General features: G+C 68.3%; 23 protein-coding genes. 12 read left to right on the top strand and 11 right to left on the bottom strand.

All coding sequences use genetic code 11. The features are described 5' to 3' along the window. Window positions 1-47: 47 nt before the first annotated feature. The gene (locus ACOOE8_RS13705; RefSeq protein WP_420392007.1) at window positions 48-332 is read right to left on the bottom strand and encodes an HdeA/HdeB family chaperone; all 285 of its coding nucleotides are present in this window, start codon (window positions 330-332) and stop codon (window positions 48-50) included. Between the two features lie 450 nt (window positions 333-782). Here ACOOE8_RS13705 and ACOOE8_RS13700 point away from each other — a divergent pair, with 450 nt between their 5' ends. The 6 genes from ACOOE8_RS13700 to ACOOE8_RS13675 all read left to right on the top strand — a co-directional run bounded on the left by ACOOE8_RS13700 (window position 783) and on the right by ACOOE8_RS13675 (window position 4,113). Continuing rightward, entirely contained in the window at window positions 783-1,109 is a 327-nt protein-coding gene (locus ACOOE8_RS13700; protein WP_420392006.1) for an AtpZ/AtpI family protein, read from the top strand. A gap of 54 nt (window positions 1,110-1,163) precedes the next feature. Next, complete coding sequence (locus ACOOE8_RS13695) at window positions 1,164-1,931, top strand: F0F1 ATP synthase subunit A (protein WP_420392005.1); 768 nt, start codon at window positions 1,164-1,166, stop codon at window positions 1,929-1,931. Window positions 1,932-2,007: 76 nt separating this feature from the next. Further along, the gene (locus ACOOE8_RS13690; RefSeq protein ID WP_420392004.1) at window positions 2,008-2,238 is read left to right on the top strand and encodes a F0F1 ATP synthase subunit C; all 231 of its coding nucleotides are present in this window, start codon (window positions 2,008-2,010) and stop codon (window positions 2,236-2,238) included. Window positions 2,239-2,246: 8 nt separating this feature from the next. Further along, the gene (locus ACOOE8_RS13685; RefSeq protein WP_420392003.1) at window positions 2,247-2,900 is read left to right on the top strand and encodes a F0F1 ATP synthase subunit B; all 654 of its coding nucleotides are present in this window, start codon (window positions 2,247-2,249) and stop codon (window positions 2,898-2,900) included. Further along, a complete protein-coding gene (locus ACOOE8_RS13680) occupies window positions 2,893-3,378 on the top strand; it encodes an ATP F0F1 synthase subunit B (protein WP_420392002.1) in 486 nt (161 codons plus the stop codon). Before ACOOE8_RS13685 ends, ACOOE8_RS13680 begins: the two co-directional genes overlap by 8 nt. 231 nt (window positions 3,379-3,609) lie before the next feature. Next, window positions 3,610-4,113 (top strand): ferritin-like domain-containing protein, encoded by a 504-nt coding sequence (locus tag ACOOE8_RS13675; protein ID WP_420392001.1) that lies wholly within the window; start codon window positions 3,610-3,612, stop codon window positions 4,111-4,113. A gap of 102 nt (window positions 4,114-4,215) precedes the next feature. On the opposite strand, the gene ACOOE8_RS13670 is transcribed toward ACOOE8_RS13675, so the two are convergent. The 8 genes from ACOOE8_RS13670 to ACOOE8_RS13635 form a co-directional block, all read right to left on the bottom strand. Beyond that, a complete protein-coding gene (locus tag ACOOE8_RS13670) occupies window positions 4,216-5,622 on the bottom strand; it encodes a M14 family zinc carboxypeptidase (RefSeq protein ID WP_420392000.1) in 1,407 nt (468 codons plus the stop codon). A 204-nt stretch (window positions 5,623-5,826) separates the two neighbouring features. Then, the gene (rplQ, locus tag ACOOE8_RS13665) at window positions 5,827-6,246 is read right to left on the bottom strand and encodes a 50S ribosomal protein L17 (protein WP_420391999.1); all 420 of its coding nucleotides are present in this window, start codon (window positions 6,244-6,246) and stop codon (window positions 5,827-5,829) included. Between the two features lie 114 nt (window positions 6,247-6,360). Further along, window positions 6,361-7,413 carry a DNA-directed RNA polymerase subunit alpha gene (locus ACOOE8_RS13660; RefSeq protein ID WP_420391998.1) on the bottom strand — a complete coding sequence of 351 codons (1,053 nt, stop codon included), beginning with the start codon at window positions 7,411-7,413 and terminating at the stop codon, window positions 6,361-6,363. Between the two features lie 52 nt (window positions 7,414-7,465). Further along, window positions 7,466-7,855: a 30S ribosomal protein S11 gene (rpsK, locus tag ACOOE8_RS13655; protein WP_420391997.1), complete on the bottom strand. Its 390-nt coding sequence runs from the start codon at window positions 7,853-7,855 to the stop codon at window positions 7,466-7,468. Window positions 7,856-7,919: 64 nt separating this feature from the next. Beyond that, window positions 7,920-8,288 (bottom strand): 30S ribosomal protein S13, encoded by a 369-nt coding sequence (gene rpsM, locus ACOOE8_RS13650; protein WP_420391996.1) that lies wholly within the window; start codon window positions 8,286-8,288, stop codon window positions 7,920-7,922. Between the two features lie 343 nt (window positions 8,289-8,631). Beyond that, window positions 8,632-9,234: an adenylate kinase gene (locus ACOOE8_RS13645; RefSeq protein ID WP_420391995.1), complete on the bottom strand. Its 603-nt coding sequence runs from the start codon at window positions 9,232-9,234 to the stop codon at window positions 8,632-8,634. Next, entirely contained in the window at window positions 9,231-10,562 is a 1,332-nt protein-coding gene (secY, locus tag ACOOE8_RS13640; protein ID WP_420391994.1) for a preprotein translocase subunit SecY, read from the bottom strand. Before secY ends, ACOOE8_RS13645 begins: the two co-directional genes overlap by 4 nt. Window positions 10,563-11,181: 619 nt before the next feature. Further along, entirely contained in the window at window positions 11,182-11,637 is a 456-nt protein-coding gene (locus ACOOE8_RS13635) for a hypothetical protein (protein WP_420391993.1), read from the bottom strand. On the opposite strand from ACOOE8_RS13635, the gene ACOOE8_RS13630 reads away from it, so the two are divergent. The 3 genes from ACOOE8_RS13630 (at window position 11,636) to ACOOE8_RS13620 (ending at window position 12,760) form a co-directional block, all read left to right on the top strand. Continuing rightward, on the top strand, window positions 11,636-11,791 hold the full coding sequence (locus ACOOE8_RS13630; protein WP_420391992.1) for a hypothetical protein: 156 nt from the start codon (window positions 11,636-11,638) through the stop codon (window positions 11,789-11,791). The genes ACOOE8_RS13635 and ACOOE8_RS13630 overlap by 2 nt on opposite strands. Window positions 11,792-11,998: 207 nt before the next feature. Beyond that, window positions 11,999-12,418, top strand: coding sequence for a hypothetical protein (locus ACOOE8_RS13625; protein ID WP_420391991.1), 420 nt, complete (start codon window positions 11,999-12,001; stop codon window positions 12,416-12,418). Window positions 12,419-12,517: 99 nt separating this feature from the next. Further along, window positions 12,518-12,760 carry a flagellin gene (locus tag ACOOE8_RS13620; RefSeq protein WP_420391990.1) on the top strand — a complete coding sequence of 81 codons (243 nt, stop codon included), beginning with the start codon at window positions 12,518-12,520 and terminating at the stop codon, window positions 12,758-12,760. A gap of 145 nt (window positions 12,761-12,905) precedes the next feature. Here the strand turns inward: ACOOE8_RS13620 and ACOOE8_RS13615 are convergent, their stop codons facing one another. Both ACOOE8_RS13615 and ACOOE8_RS13610 read right to left on the bottom strand, forming a co-directional pair. Then, a complete protein-coding gene (locus ACOOE8_RS13615; protein WP_420391989.1) occupies window positions 12,906-14,000 on the bottom strand; it encodes a pyridoxal-phosphate dependent enzyme in 1,095 nt (364 codons plus the stop codon). A gap of 16 nt (window positions 14,001-14,016) precedes the next feature. After that, complete coding sequence (locus tag ACOOE8_RS13610; RefSeq protein WP_420391988.1) at window positions 14,017-15,441, bottom strand: amidohydrolase; 1,425 nt, start codon at window positions 15,439-15,441, stop codon at window positions 14,017-14,019. Window positions 15,442-15,646: 205 nt separating this feature from the next. On the opposite strand from ACOOE8_RS13610, the gene ACOOE8_RS13605 reads away from it, so the two are divergent. Genes ACOOE8_RS13605 through ACOOE8_RS13595 form a run of 3 tightly spaced genes read left to right on the top strand, consistent with a single transcriptional unit; the run spans window position 15,647 to window position 19,300 of the window. Then, on the top strand, window positions 15,647-17,260 hold the full coding sequence (locus ACOOE8_RS13605; protein WP_420391987.1) for an ABC transporter substrate-binding protein: 1,614 nt from the start codon (window positions 15,647-15,649) through the stop codon (window positions 17,258-17,260). 4 nt (window positions 17,261-17,264) lie between these two features. Further along, complete coding sequence (locus ACOOE8_RS13600) at window positions 17,265-18,353, top strand: ABC transporter permease (protein ID WP_420391986.1); 1,089 nt, start codon at window positions 17,265-17,267, stop codon at window positions 18,351-18,353. Next, window positions 18,350-19,300, top strand: a complete 951-nt coding sequence (locus ACOOE8_RS13595; RefSeq protein ID WP_420391985.1) for an ABC transporter permease — start codon at window positions 18,350-18,352, stop codon at window positions 19,298-19,300. The genes ACOOE8_RS13600 and ACOOE8_RS13595 overlap by 4 nt, the downstream gene beginning before the upstream one ends. The last annotated feature ends 3 nt before the right edge of the window (window positions 19,301-19,303 follow it).

Here is a 19,303-nt window from a genome sequence, read left to right as displayed (position 1 = left end):
GGACGAAGAGGGCCGAGGCCCTCTTCGCAACGGTCGCGCTGTTACCCTTACTGCTGCATCGCCGAGGTCATGGCATCCATCGCCATCATCTCGTCGTTGCCCTGGCACTCTTCCATCATGGCCGCCATCGTCTCTTCTTCCGACATTTCCGTGCCGGTCGTCGCTGTCGCAGCCATCTCTACGTTCATCGCCTCCATGGCTTCCATCTGACCCTCGGAGTCCATGCCGGCGAAGTCCGCGCACGTCATGGTGCTTACGTCCATCGCGGTCTGCGCGAAGGTCGGCACCACGAACGCCACGAGGAGCGCAACTGTTGCAAGCAAACGGTTCATCTTTGTTTCCTTCCTACTGATGCCGGATTAGCCGGCAAAAGAGATAGATAGGAAGCCCGATGAATGGACAAGGACCTTCGAAGACACGGTTGTTTGATGGCGGCTGTAGAAACCAGCGTCAGCTCGACGGGTAGTTGCACAACCTTCGGATCGTCCTCATCGTCGAGTCCGAAGAGGATCGAAGCCCCTCGCGGACGACCTCCGTGCCATTGACGCAACGGTGCTTGGTGAGGACGAGCGTCTCGGTCACGACCGTCACCGTGCACCGTCGAGCGCGGGATCCAGCTGCCGACGAACGACGAGATGCGGGTCGTTGCCTCGCGGAGCGACGATCGAGGTGCGGGGGCAGGTGGGCTGCCGCTGCGGCGGCTCTGGTCGCAGGCCCTACCGCTGAGCCCTCGCCGAGCTGCCCCAGGGCCGCTATGACTTGTCCCGTTAAGGAGGGCTGGGATGGCGAACGACGAGTTCGAGGCGCGGCGGGACCGGCTGCAGCGAACGCTGAGCGAGCGCGAGGCGGCGGAGCGGGCCGAGGCGGAACGCGCCAACACGAGCGCGCTGGCGGGCTACGCAGCGGCCTTCCGCTTGTCTACGGAGTTCATCAGCGCCATCGCTGTGGGCGTCGTCATCGGCTTCGCGCTCGACTGGTGGCTCGGCACGACGCCATGGCTCGCCATCGCTTTCCTCATGCTCGGCTTCGTCGCCGGCGTGCTGAACGTTTTGCGGTCCGCGGGCTTGATTCAGTCGCCCCAGCCGGGCAAGAGACCCCCGGCTCGCTAGGGCGGCCATCGAACCACCCCGCCGACGGGCGGAGGCAGAGGGATCCCAGCAACCGTGGCGACGACCGAGGGCGGCGGGCTCGACCCGATCCACCAGTTCGAGGTGAACCCGCTGTTCGACGTCCGCTTCGGCGGCGTGGACCTGTCGTTCACCAACGTCTCGCTGTTCATGGTCGCGACGACGGCGGTCGTCGTGGCGTTCATGCTGATCCCGACCGGCCGCCGTGCGCTCGTGCCGGGGCGCTGGCAAAACGTTGCCGAGATGGCCTACGAGTTCTCCGGCAACATGCTGAGATCGTCGACCGGGGCGCAGGGCATGCGGTTCTTCCCGCTGGTGTTCTCGCTGTTCACGTTCATCCTGGTGGCGAACCTCATCGGCATGTTCCCGTACTTCTACACGGTGACGAGCCAGCTGGTGGTGACCTTCGCGCTTGCCATGGTGGTCATCCTCACCGTGGTGATCGCCGGGCTCCGGATGCACGGGCTGCGCTTCTTCCGCCTGTTCGTGCCCGAAGGTGTGCCCGTGGCGATCCTGCCGCTGGTGAGCGCCATCGAGGTGATCTCGTTCCTGTCGCGGCCGGTGAGCCTTGGGGTACGGCTGTTCGCCAACATGCTGGCCGGACACATCACCCTCAAGGTGTTCGCGGCGTTCGTGGTCTCGCTGAGCGCGCTCGGCACGATCGGCGTCATCGGTGCGATCGTGCCGCTCGCCATGACCCTCGCGATCACGGCGCTGGAGTTCTTGGTGGCGGCGCTGCAGGCGTACGTGTTCGCGGTGCTCACGTGCCTCTACCTCAACGACGCGATCCATCCGGGGCACTGAGTCCCTGCTGCCGATCGTCGCGACGCCTCCATCGTCCACTGCCCCTCGGGGGCACCAATCTTCAAGGAGCACGTCCATGGAACCCCAAGCTGCCGCCTACATCGGCGCTGGTCTCGCCTGCCTCGGCCTCGGTGGGGCCGCGATCGGCCTCGGTCAGATCTTCGGTCAGTACCTTGCCGGTGCGCTGCGCAACCCGTCGGCAGCCGACGGCCAGTTCGGCCGCCTGATCTTCGGCTTCGCGGTCACCGAGGCGCTCGGCATCTTCTCGCTTCTCGTCGCGCTCCTCCTCCTCTTCGCGGTGGGCTGACCGACGCCATGGCGAGCACCCGGCTGGCACAGGTCGAGGTCGGCCCGGCGGAGGACGTGGGCGCCGACGACGTGCTCAACATGGGCACGACCGGCGAGGAGGTCGTGGTCCCCGGTGACCAGGAGACCGCTGACGTCGACGCGCCCTCGCACGGCGCGAGCGAAGACGTCTTCCCGCCGTTTGACTTCGACGCCTTCCCGTCGCATCTGTTCTGGCTCGCGATCTCGTTCGGCGCGCTCTACTTCTTCGTCAATCGCGTCATCATGCCGAAGGTCGGCGGCATCCTCGAGGACCGCCGCGACCGCATCGCGAGCGACCTCGGCGAGGCTTCCCGCCTCTCGCGCGAGACCGACGAGGTGATCGCGGCCTACGAGAGCGAGCTCGCCACCGCGCGACAGCGCGCGTACGCCATCGCCCAGGAGCGCCGCGACGAGATCAAGGCCGAGCAGGCGCGTCAGCAAGCCGAGACGGAGGACGCGCTCGCCACGCGCACCGCCGAGGCTGAGCGGGAGATCGAGGATCGACGCGACAGGGCGCTCGCCGACGTGACCGCCATCGCCACGGAGGCCGCGCAGGCGATCGTCCAGCGACTGTCGGGCATCTCGGTCGGGCAGGACGATGCGCGCCAAGCGGTGGAGCAACGGGACCTCGCCCATGCTTGAGTCGGACACCTTCTGGGCGCTTGTCGGCCTGATCCTGTTCTTCGTGGTGATCGCAGCAGTCGGCGCCCCTCGACGGATCGTCACGGCGCTCGACGCGAGGACCCAGCGGATCCGCACGGAGCTCGATGAGGCCCGACGCAACCGCGAGGAGGCCCAGTCGCTGCTCGCCGAATACCAGCGCCGGCGGCGCGATGCTGAGGCCGAGGCGGAGTCCATCATCGACGAGGCGCGACGCGAGGCACGCCGGTTGACCGAAGAGGCCAACGAGAAGCTGCGCGACATGGTCGAGCGGCGCACGCGGGCCGCGGAGGACAAGATCGCGCGGGCCGAGGCCCAGGCGATCGCCGAGGTCCGCACCCGTGCCGCCGACCTCGCGGTGGGTGCCGCCACCGACATCCTCGAGAAGCGCGTTCGCGGCGGCACCGCGAAGCGCCTCATCGATGCCTCCATCGACGTGGTCCGCCAGCGGCTCGACTGACGCTCGGCCGTCGGCAAACGGTGCGCAGGCCGTTCGACGACGGCGGGCCCGTACCTGGCCCTCCCCTCGCGCTAATACCGACCACCCGCCGCAGCGGTTCGCACCAACAGGCGTGGAACGGCGTCCCTTCAGGTTGCGTTCTTCCAACAACGCGGGCGTCGGCTCGATTGTAGATGCGTTCCGAGCCTGACGACCCGCGAATTCCCCAATTGAGGAAGAGAGGAGTCCACGATGGGTCTGTTCTCCAAGGACATCAAGACGAAGGACGATCTATTCGTCCACACCCTTCGCGACATCTATTATGCTGAGCAGCAGATCACGAAGGCTATGCCCAAGATGATCGACAAGGCGACGAACCCGTCGCTGAAGCAGGCGCTTGAGCGGCATGCCACCGAGACTGAAGGTCAGATTCGCAGGCTCGAGCAGGTGTTCGAGCAGCACGGTCAGGCCGTGAAGGGCGTCACCTGCGAGGCCATCGACGGCATCCTTAAGGAGGCCGAGCACCTCATGGGCGACGTGGCCGATCCCGAGGTCCGCGACGCGGCGATGCTCGCCTCCGCTCAGGCTGTGGAGCACTACGAGATCACGCGCTACGGCACGCTCGCCACGTGGGCGGAGGAACTCGGCCGCCCGGACTGCGCTTCGCTGCTGCGCCAGAACCTCGCCGAGGAGGAGAAGATGGATGAGTCGCTGACCGCGCTCGCGAAGTCCTCGGTGAATCGTCAGGCGGCGTAAGCTCCGCGACCCATGTCCGAAGTCGAAGGGCCGCACGGTGACGTGCGGCCCTTCTTCGTTCCGGCTCAGCCTATGCCAGGATGGCCCTGTCGGTCGCCCTCGTCAGACGAATGCGGTCTCCGTGACGTAGGCGTCGTCGCCGTAGAGGTCGCCATAAGGCAGGAACGGCGGACGCTCAGGCAGCGCGTCGGCGACCGCGGTGTCCAGCGCCTCGAACTCCCCCTCGGCGATCGTCTCTAGGAGCCCCTTCATGGTGATGAAGCCCTCCAGCGCTAGGGCGCTGATGAGCGCGCTGTAGTCGAGGTCGAGGCCCCGCGAGAGCGCGAAGGTCTCGGAACCGAAGCGCTGCTCGACGAGGATCGTCGGCACGTCGCGCAGGCTGAAGCCGTTGCGAGCGATGGCCGGGTTGTCGCTGCCCGGGTAGAGGGTGATTTCGCTGAAGCCGTTGCCCTCGACGGACTGGACGATCGCGGCGACGGCCTTCTTCGCGTCCTCCACGACAGCCGGATCGACACCCTCGTTCGTCGGCCACAGGACCGACAGGGTGACGAGGTCGCCGTCGTCGGTACGGTAGTTGCCCTGCCCGTGGTAGTCGAGCAGCAGGTCCGGATCGAGGGCTTCCGCGAGGCGGCGCACCGCCACCGACTCCGGAGCGAAGCTCACGCTGAACGGGTCGTCCGGGTCGTAGGTGCGGTTGAGGTCCTGGGCGTTGTCGTTGAGCCGTGGATCGACGAGGCCGCGAACGCCGCCGATCTCCTGCTCCAAGCGCTCGAATCCGTCCGGGTTGACCCGTGGCACGACGACGACGGTCAACTCGCTACGGATCTGCTGGGCGAGCTCGCTGTCGCCGGTAAGGAAGTCCAGGAGGTAGAGCGCGGACTCGGTGCCGATGGGCTCGTCGCCGTGCTGCTGGGTGATGAAGAGGACCTTGGTCGCGCCTGTCCCCACCGTCGCTGCGTAGAGCGGCCGTCCGTCGAGCGACGCCCCGATGACCTCCAGCGAGAGATCATCCGACCGCTCATCGAGCTCCTCAAGCTCGGCGTAGAGCTCGGCGTTCGGCGTGAGCTCCTGGAACGTCAGCTGGTCCGGAACATAGCCGTCGACGGCCTCCTGCTCGGTGAAGTAGTCGGCGATGAAGAGCTTCGAGCGCCATGCCTCGAGGTCCGCTTCGCTCGCGTTGTTCAGCACCCTGAAGAGCAGCTTGGCATCGTCTAACCCGTTCTCAAGTCGCGTCGTCCAACGCTCCGCCTCGCGGATCGACGCGTTGCGGTCGAACAGGTTGAAGAACAACGCGCGGACGAACGCCTCGGGACCGCTGCCGGCGTAGGACTCCTGAAAGTCGTCGCCCGCGATGTACGCGTCCGCGAGCGAGCGGACCGCCGCTAGGCGGCCGAGGTTTGCGTTCTCAGTAAGGAAGTCGAGCTCAGCGAGCGGGACCTCGTCGCCGAACAGCGCGAGGTGCACCGTCTGGACCGCGGTTGGCGCATCCAGCCCACGAATGATGTTCACCCAGGTCTCCAAAATGAGGGAGCGCCAGGCCGGCCGTCCTGAACAAAAATACAAAACTAGGGCGCGAACCAGTTGTCAACGTGGAATTGTTCGCGGTCGTCGCGATGGAGAAGGCGCAGCAACGTCAGCTGTTTGGCAGCGACCACCTTAAGGGTCATCGGCCCAGCGCAACCCAGGACGCGGTTGCACCGAGAACACGATGGCTTACGCCTCCTCGCGCTCCTCGGCCTCCAGGCGCGCGCGGTCGTCGGCGCCCTTAGCGTCCTCGTCGCGGTCGACGAACTCGATCACCGCGATGGGGGCGTTGTCGCCGTAGCGGAAGCCCGCCCTCATGATCCGGGTGTAGCCCCCCGGCCGCCCCACGTAGCGCGGCGCCAGCGTGTCGAACAGCTTGGCGACCATCTCCTTGTCACGCATCTTGGAGATCGCCTGGCGCCGAGCGTGCAGGTCGCCGCGCTTGGCGAGCGTGACCAGCCGCTCCACGAAGGGACGCAGCTCCTTCGCCTTGGGCAAGGTCGTGACGATCTGCTCGTGGCGGACGAGGGAGGCGGACAGGTTCGCGATCATCGCCATGCGGTGGCTCGACGTGCGGTTCAGCTTGCGGCCGGACTTCTTGTGGCGCATGGCGCCCTCCATCGTTCGTGGTGCCGGTGCGCCTCCGGCGTTCGCGCGGACGGGCCGGCTGGGGCCGGGCCTAGCGGGGCGGTTCGGGCTGCCCCGTCATCGTGGCATCAGCGCTCAGTAGTGATGGTCCTCGTAGCGCTTGGCCAGCTCCTCGATGTTGTCGGGCGGCCAGTTCGCCACCTCCATGCCGAGGTGGAGGCCCATCTGCGCGAGAACCTCCTTGATCTCGTTCAGCGACTTGCGGCCGAAGTTCGGCGTGCGCAGCATCTCCGCCTCGGACTTCTGGATGAGGTCGCCGATGTAGACGATGTTGTCGTTCTTGAGGCAGTTCGCCGAGCGCACGGACAGCTCGAGCTCGTCCACCTTCTTCAGCAGCGCCGGGTTGAACGCGAGCTCGGGGACGTCCTCGTGGATCTCCGGCTTCGACGGCTCCTCGAAGTTGACGAAGATCGAGAGCTGGTCCTGCAGGATGCGCGCGGCATAGGCGACGGCATCCTCGGGCGACAGCGAGCCGTCCGTCTCCACCTGCAGGCTCAACTTGTCGTAATCGAGCACCTGGCCCTCGCGGGTGTTCTCGACCCGGTAGGACACCTTCTTGACGGGCGAGTACAGGCTGTCGACAGGGATGAGGCCGATGGCGGCGTCCTCCGGCCGGTTCCGGTCCGCGGGCACGTAGCCCTTGCCGGTGTTGACCGCGAACTCCATGCGGATGTCGGCGCCCTCGTCGAGGGTGCACAGGACGTGATCGGGGTTGAGGATCGAGACGTCGCCGACGGTCTGGATGTCACCGGCCGTCACCGCCCCCGGTCCCTGCTTGCGCAGCACCATGCGCTTCGGGCCCTCCCCCGACATGCGCACCGCAACCTCCTTGATGTTGAGGATGATGTCGGTGACGTCCTCGCGCACGCCCGACATGGACGAGAACTCGTGCAGCACGCCGTCGATCTGCACCGAGGTCACCGCGGCGCCCTGCAGCGAAGAGAGCAGCACCCGGCGCAGTGCGTTGCCGAGCGTCAAGCCAAAGCCACGCTCCAGCGGCTCGGCGACCACGGTGCCGATCCGGTTCGGGTCGTATCCCGGCGAGACCTCGAGCTTGTTCGGCCGGATCAGCTCTTGCCAGTTCTTCTGGTTGGTCGTCACGTCAAATGCCTTTCGATTTCGAGCCATGGCGCGCGTCGTCGACCGGCGGTCGACGGGGTCCGCGATCGGACCGGACGCGTCAGACGCGGCGGCGCTTGGGGGGACGGCAGCCGTTGTGCGGGATCGGCGTCACGTCGCGGATGGACGTGATGGTGAAGCCCGCGGCCTGCAGCGCGCGCAGGGCGGACTCGCGGCCCGAGCCTGGGCCCGTCACCTCCACCTCCAGCGTGCGCATGCCGTGCTCGGACGCCTTCTTGGCGGCATCCTCTGCGGCGACCTGCGCGGCGTAGGGCGTCGACTTGCGCGAGCCCTTGAAACCCATCGCCCCCGACGAGGACCAGGAGATCGCGTTGCCCTGCGCATCGGTGATGGTGATCTTCGTGTTGTTGAAGGAGGCGTTCACGTGAGCGATGCCCGACGTGATGTTCTTCCGCTCCTTGCGCCGAACGCGCGTGGCTTCCTTCGCCATTCAAGTCCTCTGGGTTGCCGTCTCTTCGGACGCAGCGCGTCGGGCGCGGCGAGCTCGTGGCTCGCTACTTCTTCCTGCCGGCGATGGGCTTGGCCGGTCCCTTGCGGGTGCGCGCGTTGGTGTGCGTGCGCTGCCCACGAACGGGGAGCCCGCGCCGGTGCCGCAGACCGCGGTAGCAGCCGAGGTCCATCAACCGCCTGATGTTCATCGCGGTCTCACGCCGCAGGTCGCCCTCGACCATGTAGTCCCGGTCGATGACCTCCCGCACCATCAACACCTCGGCGTCGGACAGCTCGTTGACGCGACGCTCGGGGGCGATGTTGACCTTCTCGGTGATGTCCTTGGCCATCGAGGGACCGATGCCGTGGATGTACTGCAGCGCCACGACGACGCGCTTGTTGGTGGGAATGTTGACGCCAGCGATGCGTGCCACGATGCCTCCACTGCCGGTGCGACCCGGCCGACGATGGACCGGGGATGCCGGTCGAGTAGGTTGCTGGCGCCCGCCAGCAGGTGCCCTTCCGCAGATGCGGACGGGAGTTGATGTGCGAAGCGGCTTCACCTCCACGGGACCGCTCCCAGAGCCAAGCCGGGCTCGAGCAAGCCCGAGCCAAAGCTCCGAACGGCCAATGGGCCGGTGCCACCGCGATGCGCGGCGAGCCCAGCCCTGTCGCTGTGGATGGCCGAACCGGACGTGCGGACCCCGTAATCCGCGACTCCTCCAGCTAACGTGCGTGACTAGCGCCCCCCAAGGCCCGCGTCAACCATCCCTGCGCTCACCCGGCCGCGTGCAGCTGCCCCGACTTCGCCTTCTGAAGCACCGCGAGGATCGACGCGGTCACCCCGTCGATGGGCTGCATCCCGTCCACCGTCACGAGGTGGCCGGTGTCCTTGTAGTGCTCGATCAGCGGGGCGGTCTGCTCGCGGTACACCATGAGGCGGTTGTGCAGCGCCTCGACCGTGTCGTCCTCGCGCACCGCCTCCCCCGACTCGGCGGCGCGCCTCTGAATGCGTTGCGCCAGCGCCTCCTCGTCCACCTCGAGCTGGACCACCGCGTCGAGGTCGAGGCCGTGGGCGCGCAGCATGGTCTCGAGCGACTCGGCTTGGGCAACGGTGCGGGGAAAGCCGTCCAGGATGAAGCCGTTCGAACAGTCCGGGTTCCCGATGCGGTCCTCCACGATGGCGACGACGACGTCGTCGGGCACCAGGTCCCCGCGCGCCATGATGTCCTTGGCCGTGAGGCCGATCTCGGTCTCCGCCTTCACGGCGGCGCGCAGCATGTCGCCCGTCGACAACTGTGGAATGCCGTGCTCGTCCATCAGGCGCTTGGCCTGGGTGCCCTTGCCCGCTCCCGGAGGGCCCAGCAGGATCAGCCTCATCGCCGTTTCCCCTTGAGTTTGGCCTTCTTCACGAGCCCCTCGTACTGATGGGCGAGCAGGTGCCCCTGCACCTGCGCCACCGTGTCCATGGTGACCGACACCACGATGAGGAGCGAGGTGCCGCCGAAGTAGAACGGCACGGCCGTCGCCGAGATCAGGAACTCGGGCAGCAGGCAGATGATGACGAGGTAGATCGCCCCGACCACCGTAATTCGAGTGAGGACGAAGTCGATGTACTGCGCCGTCCGCTCGCCCGGCCGGATGCCCGGAATGTAGCCGCCGTGCTTCTTGAGGTTGTCCGCCGTGTCCGCCGGATTGAACACGATCGCGGTGTAGAAGAACGCGAAGAACGCGATGAGTGCGGCGTACGTGATCATGTAGAGCGGCTGCCCGTGGCCGAACAGCGTCTGCACGGTGCCCATGATGCCGGTGGCGTCCGCCGCGCCGAAGCTCGTCAGCGTCGCCGGGATGAGGAGGAGCGAGGAGGCGAAGATCGGCGGGATGACGCCCGCCGTGTTCAGCTTCAACGGCAGGTGCGACGAGTCCCCCTGGAACATCCGGTTGCCCACCTGGCGCCGCGGGTACTGGATGAGGAGCCGGCGCTGCGCCCGCTCCACGAACACGATGAAGCCGATGACGACCACCGCCATGATGAGGACGGCCATGATGATGGGCGTCGACAGCGCTCCCTGGCGGCCGAGCTCCAGCATGCCGGCGAGCGCGGCCGGCAGCTCGGCGATGATGCCTGCGAAGATGATGAGCGAGATGCCGTTGCCGACGCCGCGTGAGGTGATCTGCTCGCCGAGCCACATCAGGAACATGGTGCCGCCGACGAGGGTGACGACGGCGGTGAAGCGGAAGAACCAGCCGGGATCGGTGACGATGCCGCCCGCGCTCTCGAGCCCGACGGAGATGCCGTAGGCCTGCACCGTGGCGAGCACCACGGTGCCGTAGCGCGTGTACTGGTTGATCGTCTTGCGGCCCTGCTCGCCCTCCTTCTTGAGCTGCTCGAGGCGCGGCACCACCGTCGTCAGGAGCTGGATGATGATGGAGGCGGAGATGTACGGCATGATGCCGAGCGCGAAGATCGCCATGCGACCGACCGCGCCGCCGGCGAACACGTTGAACAGCCCGATGAGGCCGGATTGGGCCTGCTCGAAGGCGTTGGCCAGCGCCACGGGATCTATCCCCGGCAACGGGATGTACGTGCCGAGCCGGTAGACAACGAGCGCCGCCAGGGTGAACCAGATGCGCTTCTTCAGCTCGGTCGCCTTGCCGAACGCGCGGAAGTTCAGGTTCGCTGCGAGTTGTTCGGCGGCTGAGGCCATGGGGTACTCCGGGATGCTGGCCGCGCAGCGCGGCGCCGAGCGGCCAGCGCAACGCGCACCCGCGGGTGTTAGCGCCTTACCGTCCGCCTGTCACGATGCGTTCAATTTGGCGATCCGCTCGCTCGACCGGGAGCCGCCGGGAGGCTGCCAGGGCTGATCGCCCCGTTCGCAGTCCCATGCCCGTGCGGGGCTGGGGCGAACCACTCATCCGAGGCGGTCGGCGGGACAAGCTGGACCGGAGGAGCGACGACTGCAGCTTGGTCAACGCGGTCGCGTGCGGCGCTTGCGCGATCGACGCTCGTGCCCTGTCGCTGCAAGGCGCGTAAGACTAACGAGGACTTTGCGACAAGCGGCTGTGGCCACCATCTGGCGAACAGCTTTGCTTCGCGGTTCGGCGGTGAGTGGGGTCCAGGCGTCGAAGACTGCGCTTAGCCAATCCGCTGCGCGGCTTGAGACGGGCGTGGCGCTGACGGTGACGCGACGGCAAGAAGGTCAACCTGGGCCAGCTTATCCAGGGCCTGAAGAAGGGTCCGCCTGCGGCCGCAGACGCAGGACAAGCCTCCACGGTGGGGCCGGCCAATGAGGTGCAGCAACCGGCCGCTCCGGTCGGCACGAGGGGTCAGCCCATCGCCGACGCCGCCAACGTTGCTCCGGCCGCCGAACGGGTAGAGGTGTTGCGCGAGAAGGTGAGCGACGTGGTCACGACGTCGTCGCGAAGTTGTCCAACGTCGACAAGGAAGCCGAGCTGATATGCCTTGGTTCCAGCGGCGATCCAACGGGTGCGCCAGCCTCGTGCAGCCCGGCGAGCGTTAGTCTTCGAGGGCTGAGACCTGGTTCCCGTGGGTTCGGCATCCTGCAAGCCGGCGTCGGACCCCGGTCCGCCGCCATGACGGCGCTCGACCACCTCGCCGCGCTGATCGTGCGCGGCGACCGTCTCGACCTTTTGTGTACTGCGTAGAGGAACCGACATGCGACCCAACGGCTTGGAACCGTCTCCAGGCGATGCGGACAACGACAACTTGGCCCGCCCGTCGGACCCGACCGACGGCAGGGCGCGGCGCGGCAGCTTGCCCATGCGCCTGGTGCGCTGCGGCACCGTGATCGGCGTCGCTGCCGCCATCGATCACACCGCAGCGGTGCAACTTCACGTCGAGCGCTGGTCCCCGATGATGCCCCAGATCACCGCCGATCGGCCTGCGCTGCGTTACACCCTCGCCCACTTCGACTGATGCGTCGGCCCGTCTCCGGGTCCGTGCTGCAACTGTGCAGGGGCCTTCATTACAACGTGCACCTACTCCTCCACCGCGGCGCTTGCGTCGCTGCGATCGGTTAGCGGCTGAACGACGCGCTGGCCGACTCGGCGAACCGGATCGCCACGGGCCGCAGGGTGTCGACGCCCGCCGATGGCGTCGCCCTGTGGAAGCTCGCGACCACGCTTGGAGGCGGACAACCGCATCGCCACCACGATCGCCGCCTCGCTGACCGTTGCCAAGGGTGCCCTGTCGGCCGCGAGCATCGGGCTCGATGCGGCGGCGGCGAACCTCCAGGCCGTCCGCGACAGGCTCGTCCTGGCGCGCTCCAGCGGCGCCGACCGTGCTGCGCTGCAGACGGAGATCCTTGGCCTGCAGGCGGCGCTGTCCGCAGGCGCCAAGGAGGCTAGCCTCGGCGGCATCGATCTCCTGCACCAGAACGCCCCGGCCGACTACAACCCGGTGAAGCCGTTCGCCACCAACGTCGGCCGTTCGGCGGGCGGCACGCTGACCATCCCGACATCGACATCGACGTGCGTGGCGTGGCGCTTACCAACGACAACGCGGACGATGGCATCCTCGACAAGGTACGCACCGTCGGCTTGACGTCTGCCTCGGCGCTGTCCCTCGACATCGGCTCGCTGACGGACTCGGCTCCCCACCTGCAGACCATCGACATCGACATCGAAATCGTCGACGCGGGCGTTGCGCGAGGTCACGGACGCCAACGAAACCGTGGGCATCGGAGTCAGCCGGGTCGAGAACCAGGCCGACTTCATGGACAAGCTCGCCGCCGTCAAGGCGAAGGCGGCGGCCGAGCTCGTCGACGTCAACCTCGAGGAGGAGGCCGCCCAGAAGGACGCCCTCGTCGTGCGTCAGCAGCTTGCCATCGAGGTGCTGTCCATCGCCAACTCATCCTACGCCACGATCCTACGGCTGTTCGACTGAACGGACGCCGCACGCTGGTGGGCCCCGTCCGGTCGCGACCTCGACGCCCGGCCGCTCCTGCGCGACGGCGTGCGTGGTCTGATGGACCCCACATGGGTCGAGGAAAGTCCAAACCTTCCCGCGCGGTCAGAGGCCTCGCGCGAGGCTACTTGTCGGACTTAAGGCCCGCGCCGCACAAGGGCACCACCGCGCTCCGCGACGGCGGGTCGGCGCGGCAGGCCGCCCAGGTGACCGCGGCGGTGGGCTCGACGAAGAAGCCCATCGCGGCGAGCTCGGCCTGGGCAACGCGCACCGCGCCGTCGTCCACCGTGACGACGCGCGCCGAGGCCCTCCGCAGCGCGGCGAGGATCTCACGGCCCCGCGCGGGAGCCGCGATGGCGATGCCCTCGGCGATGGTCCCGGCGCCCCCAACCGGCGAGGGGTCCTCCTCACCCGCGGCGTACGCCTCCGCGAGCGGCGCGCAGGCGGTCGACTGCACCGCGACGACCTGCGGCGTCCCTGAGATCACGCCAGCGCTGAGGAGGTCTGCGAAGCCGAGGAGGGCGCCGAGCAGCATCGTGCCGTTGCCGACCGGCAGGTAGACGACCTCAGACGCGCCGCCGAGCTGCTCGACGATCTCGTAGACCATCGTCTTGGTGCCCTGGTGGAACAGCGGGCACTCCACGTGGCTGGCGTGGAACACGCCGGTGCGTGCGACGTGCTCGTGCGCGGCGTCGGCGGTGTCCTCACGCGAGCCCGGCACCTCGCGGACCGAGGCGCCGTGCGCCGCGATCTGGCGCAGCTTGCCCGCGGACGTCCCGGCGGGGACGAAGACGTCGCAGCCCATCCCGAGCCGCGCAGCGTAGGCGGCGACCGCCGTGCCCGCGTTGCCGCTGGAGTCCACGGCGACGCGATCGACCCCCCATTGCGCCGCCTGGGCCATCATCGCCGCCGCGCCGCGATCCTTGAACGACAGCGTCGGCATGGCGAACTCGAGCTTGAGGTGGACGCCGGGCGCCCGCTCGCCGGCCGCGACGAGCGCCGTGGCGCCCTCGCCCATCGTGGTCCTGCGCCACGTCGCGTCGGACACGTCGACGGCCATGGCGTGGCGGTAGCGCCACAGGCTGAGCTCGGCGCGGTCCACGGCGCCAGGATCGAAGGCTGGCGCATCGGCGATGCGGTAGGGCCGCGCGGGACGCGGCACCGTCGGCCCAGCCGCACGCCGTTCGCCCGTGGCATCGTCGACGTAGGTCAGTCCCACGGACGCGCTCTGCGGCTCAATGGGTGCGGCCCATCTGCAGCGGCGGCTCGACGCCATCTGGGATCGGGCTCCTGTAGGGCCGTCCGGCCGTCCGCTTGGCAAGGTCCTCCTTGGCGGCGCTCAGCAGCCCCTCGTCGCTCATCGCCGCCAGCGCGGTCGCGGCCATCACCTTGGCGGCCTGCACCATGCCCTTCTTGGCGAGCGGCGACTTGCCCTGCGCGGTAAGCTGCCAGGAGTGGCCGGGCGTGCCCACTGCCATCGTCGCGGTGTGCGCCTGCACCGTCGGCACCACCCAGGACACGTCACCGACGTCGGTGGAGCCGATGAGCTCGATGCCCGCGGCGTCGAGGGGCACGACGCGCTCGTGGATCGTCTCGCCCTCCTTCGGGCTCTCGCCGGTCTTGAGGTACGTCGTCGCGATGTCCTGCGGCGAGAGCGTCTGCTGGATGGCGGCGGCGAAGGCGCGGTCCTCGTCGTCGTAGTCCGCCGGGCCGAGGCGCTCGAGCTGGCTCTGCATCGCCTCCTCCATCGGCCGGTTGCCGACGAGGTCGGAGAACGAGGAGAGGAGCTGCCACTCGACCTTGGTGTCGGTCATCATCGCCGCGCCCTGTGCAATGCGCTTAACCCACTCGACGAGATCCAGCATCGGCTCACGCGTGGTGCCGCGCACCGCGTAGCGCACCTTGGCGCGCGCCTGCACCACGTTGGGTGCGATGCCCCCGGTCTCCAGGATCGCGCCGTGCACCCGGGAGCCCGGCGGCATGTGCTCGCGCATGTAGTTGACGCCGACGCTCGTCAGCTCCAGCGCATCGAGGGCGCTGCGGCCGAGGTGCGGCGCGCCGGACGCGTGCGAGGCGCGGCCGGTGAACGTGAAGTCGATGCGCGTGTTGGCGAGCGCGCGAGCCCGCGCCACCTCGTTGACCGAGGATGGGTGCCAGGTGATCGCGGCGTCCACCCCCTCGAAGGCTCCGGCGCGGACCATGAACGCCTTGGCGGCGCCCCCCTCTTCGGCGGGGCAGCCGTAGTACCGCACGCGCCCGGGCAGGTTGTTCCGCGCGAGGTAGTCCTTGAGCGCGGTCGCCGCGAGGAGCGCGCCGGCGCCGAGGAGGTTGTGGCCGCAGCCATGCCCGTTGCCGCCGGAAACCTGCGGCCGCGGCTCGGTCACGCCGGGTTCCTGGCTGAGGCCCGGCAGCGCGTCGTACTCGCCAAGGATCGCGATGATCGGCCCCCCCTCGCCCGCCTCGCCCATCATCGCGGTCGGGATGCCGGCGATCCCGGTCGTTGTGGCGAAGCCCTCGGCGCGCAGCGCCTCCTCGTGCGCCGCGGCCGACTGGAACTCGTTGTAGAGGAGCTCCGGCGTGTCGAACACGCGGTCCGACAGCGCCTCGAAGACGTCCCGCTTGTCGTCGACGAACTGCCAGATGTCCTCGGTGTTGCGCATGGCACGCTCCCTTGCAGCGGTGTCGGTCGGCCCCGGCCTTGACGCGAGGCTGACGCGCTGCACGCGCGCCGGTCAAGCACAACGGTGCTTGTCGCCCTCGCAGAATGTCGGCAGACTTACCCACGGTGGAGGACTGCGAACGGTTGGCACCGCTCTTGCAGTCCGCGACCCCACAGAGGCCGAAGGCCCAACAGGAGGAGCCCACGTGATCCGACGAACTTCCTCAGGCGCGTGCCGTGCAGCGTGCACCGCTGTCCTCGGTGGCGCGCTGCTCACCATGCCGGCGAGCGCCGACACCCCATCCGACACGCTCGTCATCGGCGAGGTCCTCGACAACTTCCTAACCCTCGATCCGGCCGAGATCGGCGAGGTTCTGCCCGGCATCGTCATCGAGAACATCTGCGATCCACTGATCTTCATGGGCTACGACGAGCCGGCGAACCTCGTGCCCGGCCTCGCCGAAAGCTGGGAGGTCTCTGAGGACGGGCGCACCTACACCTTCAAGATCCGCGACGGCCTCACCTTCCCGTCGGGCAACCCGGTGCGGGCGGAGGACGCGGCCTGGTCGATCCACCGCAAGCTGAAGCTCGGCTTCGGCGATGCCATCGGCCTCACCGAGTGGGGCTTCACCGCCGAGGAGGCCGAGGAGCAGTTCCAGGCGACGGACGAGTACACGCTGACGGTGAACGCGCCGGACGTGTTCTCGCCGGACCTCTTCCTGCTCGCCGTCTTCACCAGCGACGATGCGCTCGTGCTCGACAAGGAGTTCCTGGAGCCGAAGGCGGTCGATGGCGACTTCGCCAACGGGTACCTCAAGACCAACACCGCCTGCTACGGCCCGTTCACGCTCGGGACGTACCGGCCGGGTGAGATCATCGTGCTCGACGCCATCGACGACTACTTCCGGCATCCCATCGAGATCGAGCGCGTCGTCCTCCAGCACATCCCCGAGGCGACGGCGCAGCGGCTCGCGCTGGAGCGCAACGACATCGACGTCGCGACCCGCGTCGCCCCGTCCGACCTCGACGCCATCGAGGCGAACCCTGACCTTCGCCTGGTCAACATCCTGCGCCATCGCCTGCAGTACTTCTCGCTCAACCAGAAGCGCGAGGTCTTCAATGACCCCAAGGTGGTCGAGGCCTTCAAGTACCTCGTGGACTACGAGGGCATGGAGGAGACGGTGATGCGCAACCTCGCCGTCTCGCGGCAGGCGTTCGTGCCCATCGGCGCGTTCGGCGCGATCCCGGAGGACGACGAGCCCTACTCCCTCGACATCGAGAAGGCGAAGGCGCTCCTCGCCGAGGCCGGCCACCCGGACGGCTTCGAGGTGACGATGCAGGTGCCGACGCGCTTCCCCTACCCGGACATCGCGCAGCACATCCAATCGAACGCTGCGCAGGCAGGCATCACCATCAACCTCGAGCCACTGGAGTACTCGGTGGTGACCCAGCGCGAGCGCGGGCGCGAGCACGACATCGCGCTCAAGGGCTGGGGCGCGGACTATCCCGACGCGAACGCCATGGCGACGCGCCACGCCTGGAACCCGGACAACCGCGACGAGGCGCAGCTCACCCAGTCGCCGGCCTGGCGCACCGGCTACGACACCGGGCACCTGTCGGACCTCGTGATGGAGGCCCGCCAGGAGCGCGACGCCGAGAAGCGCGCTCAGATGTACGAGGAGATGCAGCGCGAGGTGCTCGCCTCCTCGCCCATCGTCTACATCTTCCAGCGCTATACCAACATCGGCGTCCACGAGCGCGTGAAGGAGTACAAGCTCAACACCTTCAGGCGCTTCTGGGCCGCGACGGTGAAGGAGTAGTCCCATGACGCTGGACTCGCCGGCGGCGGCGGACGCCTCACGCGAGTTCGCCGCGGAGGGGTGGACGCGCCACCTCTCCGTCCCGCTGGCGGTCCTGCGCACCCTCGGCTCGGTGGCGGTGACGCTTCTCGGCCTCTTCACGCTCACCTTCGTCCTCGGCCGCCTGCTGCCCATCGACCCCGTCATCGCCATCATCGGCGACAACGCGGGTCCGGGCGCCTACGCGAAGGTGGCCGAGCAGCTCGGCCTCGACGAGCCGCTCTACGTCCAGTTCTGGATCTACGTCACCGACATGATCCAGGGTGACTTCGGCCGCGCCATCGACACCGGCAACTACGTGACGGCGGACCTGGCACGGGTGTTCCCGGCGACGCTCGAGCTGGCCACCTTCGCCCTCGTCATCGGCACCGGGCTCGGCATCCCGCTTGGCGTGTGGGCAGCGGTCCACCGCGACACGTGGATCGACCAGACGGTGCGCGTCGTCAGCCTCATCGGCTACTCGGCGCCGAACTTCTGGCTCGGGCTGATGGGCCTTGTCCTGTTCTACGCCACGCTCGGCTGGGTCGGCGGGCCGGGTCGGCTCGACATCATGGCCCAGCTCAGCCACGACGCCGGACCGCAGCCCACCAGGATGGTGCTCATCGACGCCGCGCTCGCCGGCCAGTGGGACGTCTGGCGCAACGCCTTCAGCCACATCGTGCTGCCCGCCTCGATCCTCGGCTACGCGGCGCTCGCCTACATCGCGCGCATGACGCGCTCCTTCATGATCGAGCAGCTCGGCCAGGAGTACGTCGTCGCCGCGCGCATCAAGGGCGTGCCCGAGCGGCGAATCGTGTGGCATCACGCGTTCCGCAACATCCGCGTGCAGCTCATCACCGTCGTCGTCCTGTCCTACGCCTTCCTGCTTGAGGGCGCGGTGCTGACCGAGATCGTGTTCGGCTGGCCGGGCTTCGGCGCCTACCTCACCAAGGGGCTCCTCAAGGCGGACATGAACGTCGTGCTCGCCTGCGTCTTCATCGTCGGGCTCATCTTCATCACGCTGAACCTCGTGGCCGACCTCGCCTACAGGGTGCTGGACCCGCGCACGCGATGAGCGACGAGGTCCTGACCCCTCCGGCCGACCGGCCCATCGCACCGTCGGCCCGGGGTCGCCTCGCCGCGTACCTCACGGCGCCCACGGCGCACTCCCTCGCCCAGGCGAGGGCACAGCAGGCCTGGTTCGCTGGGCAGCGCTTCCTGTCGAACCCGACGGCGACGGCCGGGGCGGTCATCGTCGTGCTGCTCGTCGCCATCGCCGCCGCGGCGCCCCTCCTCGCGACGCACGATCCGCTGGACCAGAACATCCGGATGCGCTTGCTGGCCCCCACCGCAGAGCACTGGTTCGGCACGGACGAGCTCGGCCGCGACATCTACAGTCGCGTCGTCTACGGCTCGCGCACCACCTTGATGATCGTGGCGCTCGTCGCCGTCATCGCTGCGCCCCTCGGCCTCGTCGTCGGCACGGTGTCGGGCTACCTCGGCGGCGTCACCGACCTCGTGCTGATGCGCGTGACTGACCTCTTCCTCGCGTTCCCGAGCCTCATCCTCGCGCTCGCCTTCGTCGCCGCCATGGGACCGGGACTCGAGAACGCAATCGTCGCCATCGCGCTCACCGCCTGGCCGCCCATCGCGCGCCTCGCCCGCGCCGAGACGCTGACGGTGCGCACGTCGGAGTACATCGCGGCGGTGCGCATGCAGGGGGCAAGCTGGCCGTTCATCGTGGCGACCAACATCGTGCCCATGTGCGTGCCCTCGGTGATCGTGCGCATCACGCTCAACATGGCAGGGATCATCCTGGCAGCCGCCGGGCTCGGCTTCCTCGGCCTCGGCGCCCAGCCCCCGACGCCCGAGTGGGGCGCCATGCTGTCCGGTGGCCGGCAGTACATCCTCAACGAGTGGTGGCTGTGCGCGATCCCGGGCGTCGCCATCGTCGTCGTCAGCCTCGCGTTCAACCTGTTCGGGGACGGGTTGCGCGACGTCCTCGATCCCCGCAGCGATTAGCCC

Source organism: Acuticoccus sp. (genome assembly GCF_965213555.1).
In the GTDB taxonomy this organism is placed as follows: Bacteria; Pseudomonadota; Alphaproteobacteria; order Rhizobiales; family Amorphaceae; genus Acuticoccus.
Note: the sequence above shows the minus strand (reverse complement) of the source record. Positions and strands in the feature narration are given on the sequence as shown.

Excerpts from the sequence above, each read along its gene's own strand:
- ACOOE8_RS13690 (WP_420392004.1), top strand. The coding sequence starts at position 2,008 with ATGGAACCCCAAGCTGCCGCCTACATCGGCGCTGGTCTCGCCTGCCTC.
- ACOOE8_RS13705 (WP_420392007.1), bottom strand. The coding sequence starts at position 332 with ATGAACCGTTTGCTTGCAACAGTTGCGCTCCTCGTGGCGTTCGTGGTG.
- ACOOE8_RS13675 (WP_420392001.1), top strand. The coding sequence starts at position 3,610 with ATGGGTCTGTTCTCCAAGGACATCAAGACGAAGGACGATCTATTCGTC.
- secY (WP_420391994.1), bottom strand. The coding sequence starts at position 10,562 with ATGGCCTCAGCCGCCGAACAACTCGCAGCGAACCTGAACTTCCGCGCG.
- ACOOE8_RS13635 (WP_420391993.1), bottom strand. The coding sequence starts at position 11,637 with ATGGGCAAGCTGCCGCGCCGCGCCCTGCCGTCGGTCGGGTCCGACGGG.
- ACOOE8_RS13600 (WP_420391986.1), top strand. The coding sequence starts at position 17,265 with ATGACGCTGGACTCGCCGGCGGCGGCGGACGCCTCACGCGAGTTCGCC.
- rplQ (WP_420391999.1), bottom strand. The coding sequence starts at position 6,246 with ATGCGCCACAAGAAGTCCGGCCGCAAGCTGAACCGCACGTCGAGCCAC.
- ACOOE8_RS13685 (WP_420392003.1), top strand. The coding sequence starts at position 2,247 with ATGGCGAGCACCCGGCTGGCACAGGTCGAGGTCGGCCCGGCGGAGGAC.
- ACOOE8_RS13700 (WP_420392006.1), top strand. The coding sequence starts at position 783 with ATGGCGAACGACGAGTTCGAGGCGCGGCGGGACCGGCTGCAGCGAACG.
- ACOOE8_RS13660 (WP_420391998.1), bottom strand. The coding sequence starts at position 7,413 with ATGGCTCGAAATCGAAAGGCATTTGACGTGACGACCAACCAGAAGAAC.
- ACOOE8_RS13645 (WP_420391995.1), bottom strand. The coding sequence starts at position 9,234 with ATGAGGCTGATCCTGCTGGGCCCTCCGGGAGCGGGCAAGGGCACCCAG.
- ACOOE8_RS13630 (WP_420391992.1), top strand. The coding sequence starts at position 11,636 with ATGCGCCTGGTGCGCTGCGGCACCGTGATCGGCGTCGCTGCCGCCATC.
- ACOOE8_RS13610 (WP_420391988.1), bottom strand. The coding sequence starts at position 15,441 with ATGCGCAACACCGAGGACATCTGGCAGTTCGTCGACGACAAGCGGGAC.
- ACOOE8_RS13680 (WP_420392002.1), top strand. The coding sequence starts at position 2,893 with ATGCTTGAGTCGGACACCTTCTGGGCGCTTGTCGGCCTGATCCTGTTC.
- ACOOE8_RS13595 (WP_420391985.1), top strand. The coding sequence starts at position 18,350 with ATGAGCGACGAGGTCCTGACCCCTCCGGCCGACCGGCCCATCGCACCG.
- rpsK (WP_420391997.1), bottom strand. The coding sequence starts at position 7,855 with ATGGCGAAGGAAGCCACGCGCGTTCGGCGCAAGGAGCGGAAGAACATC.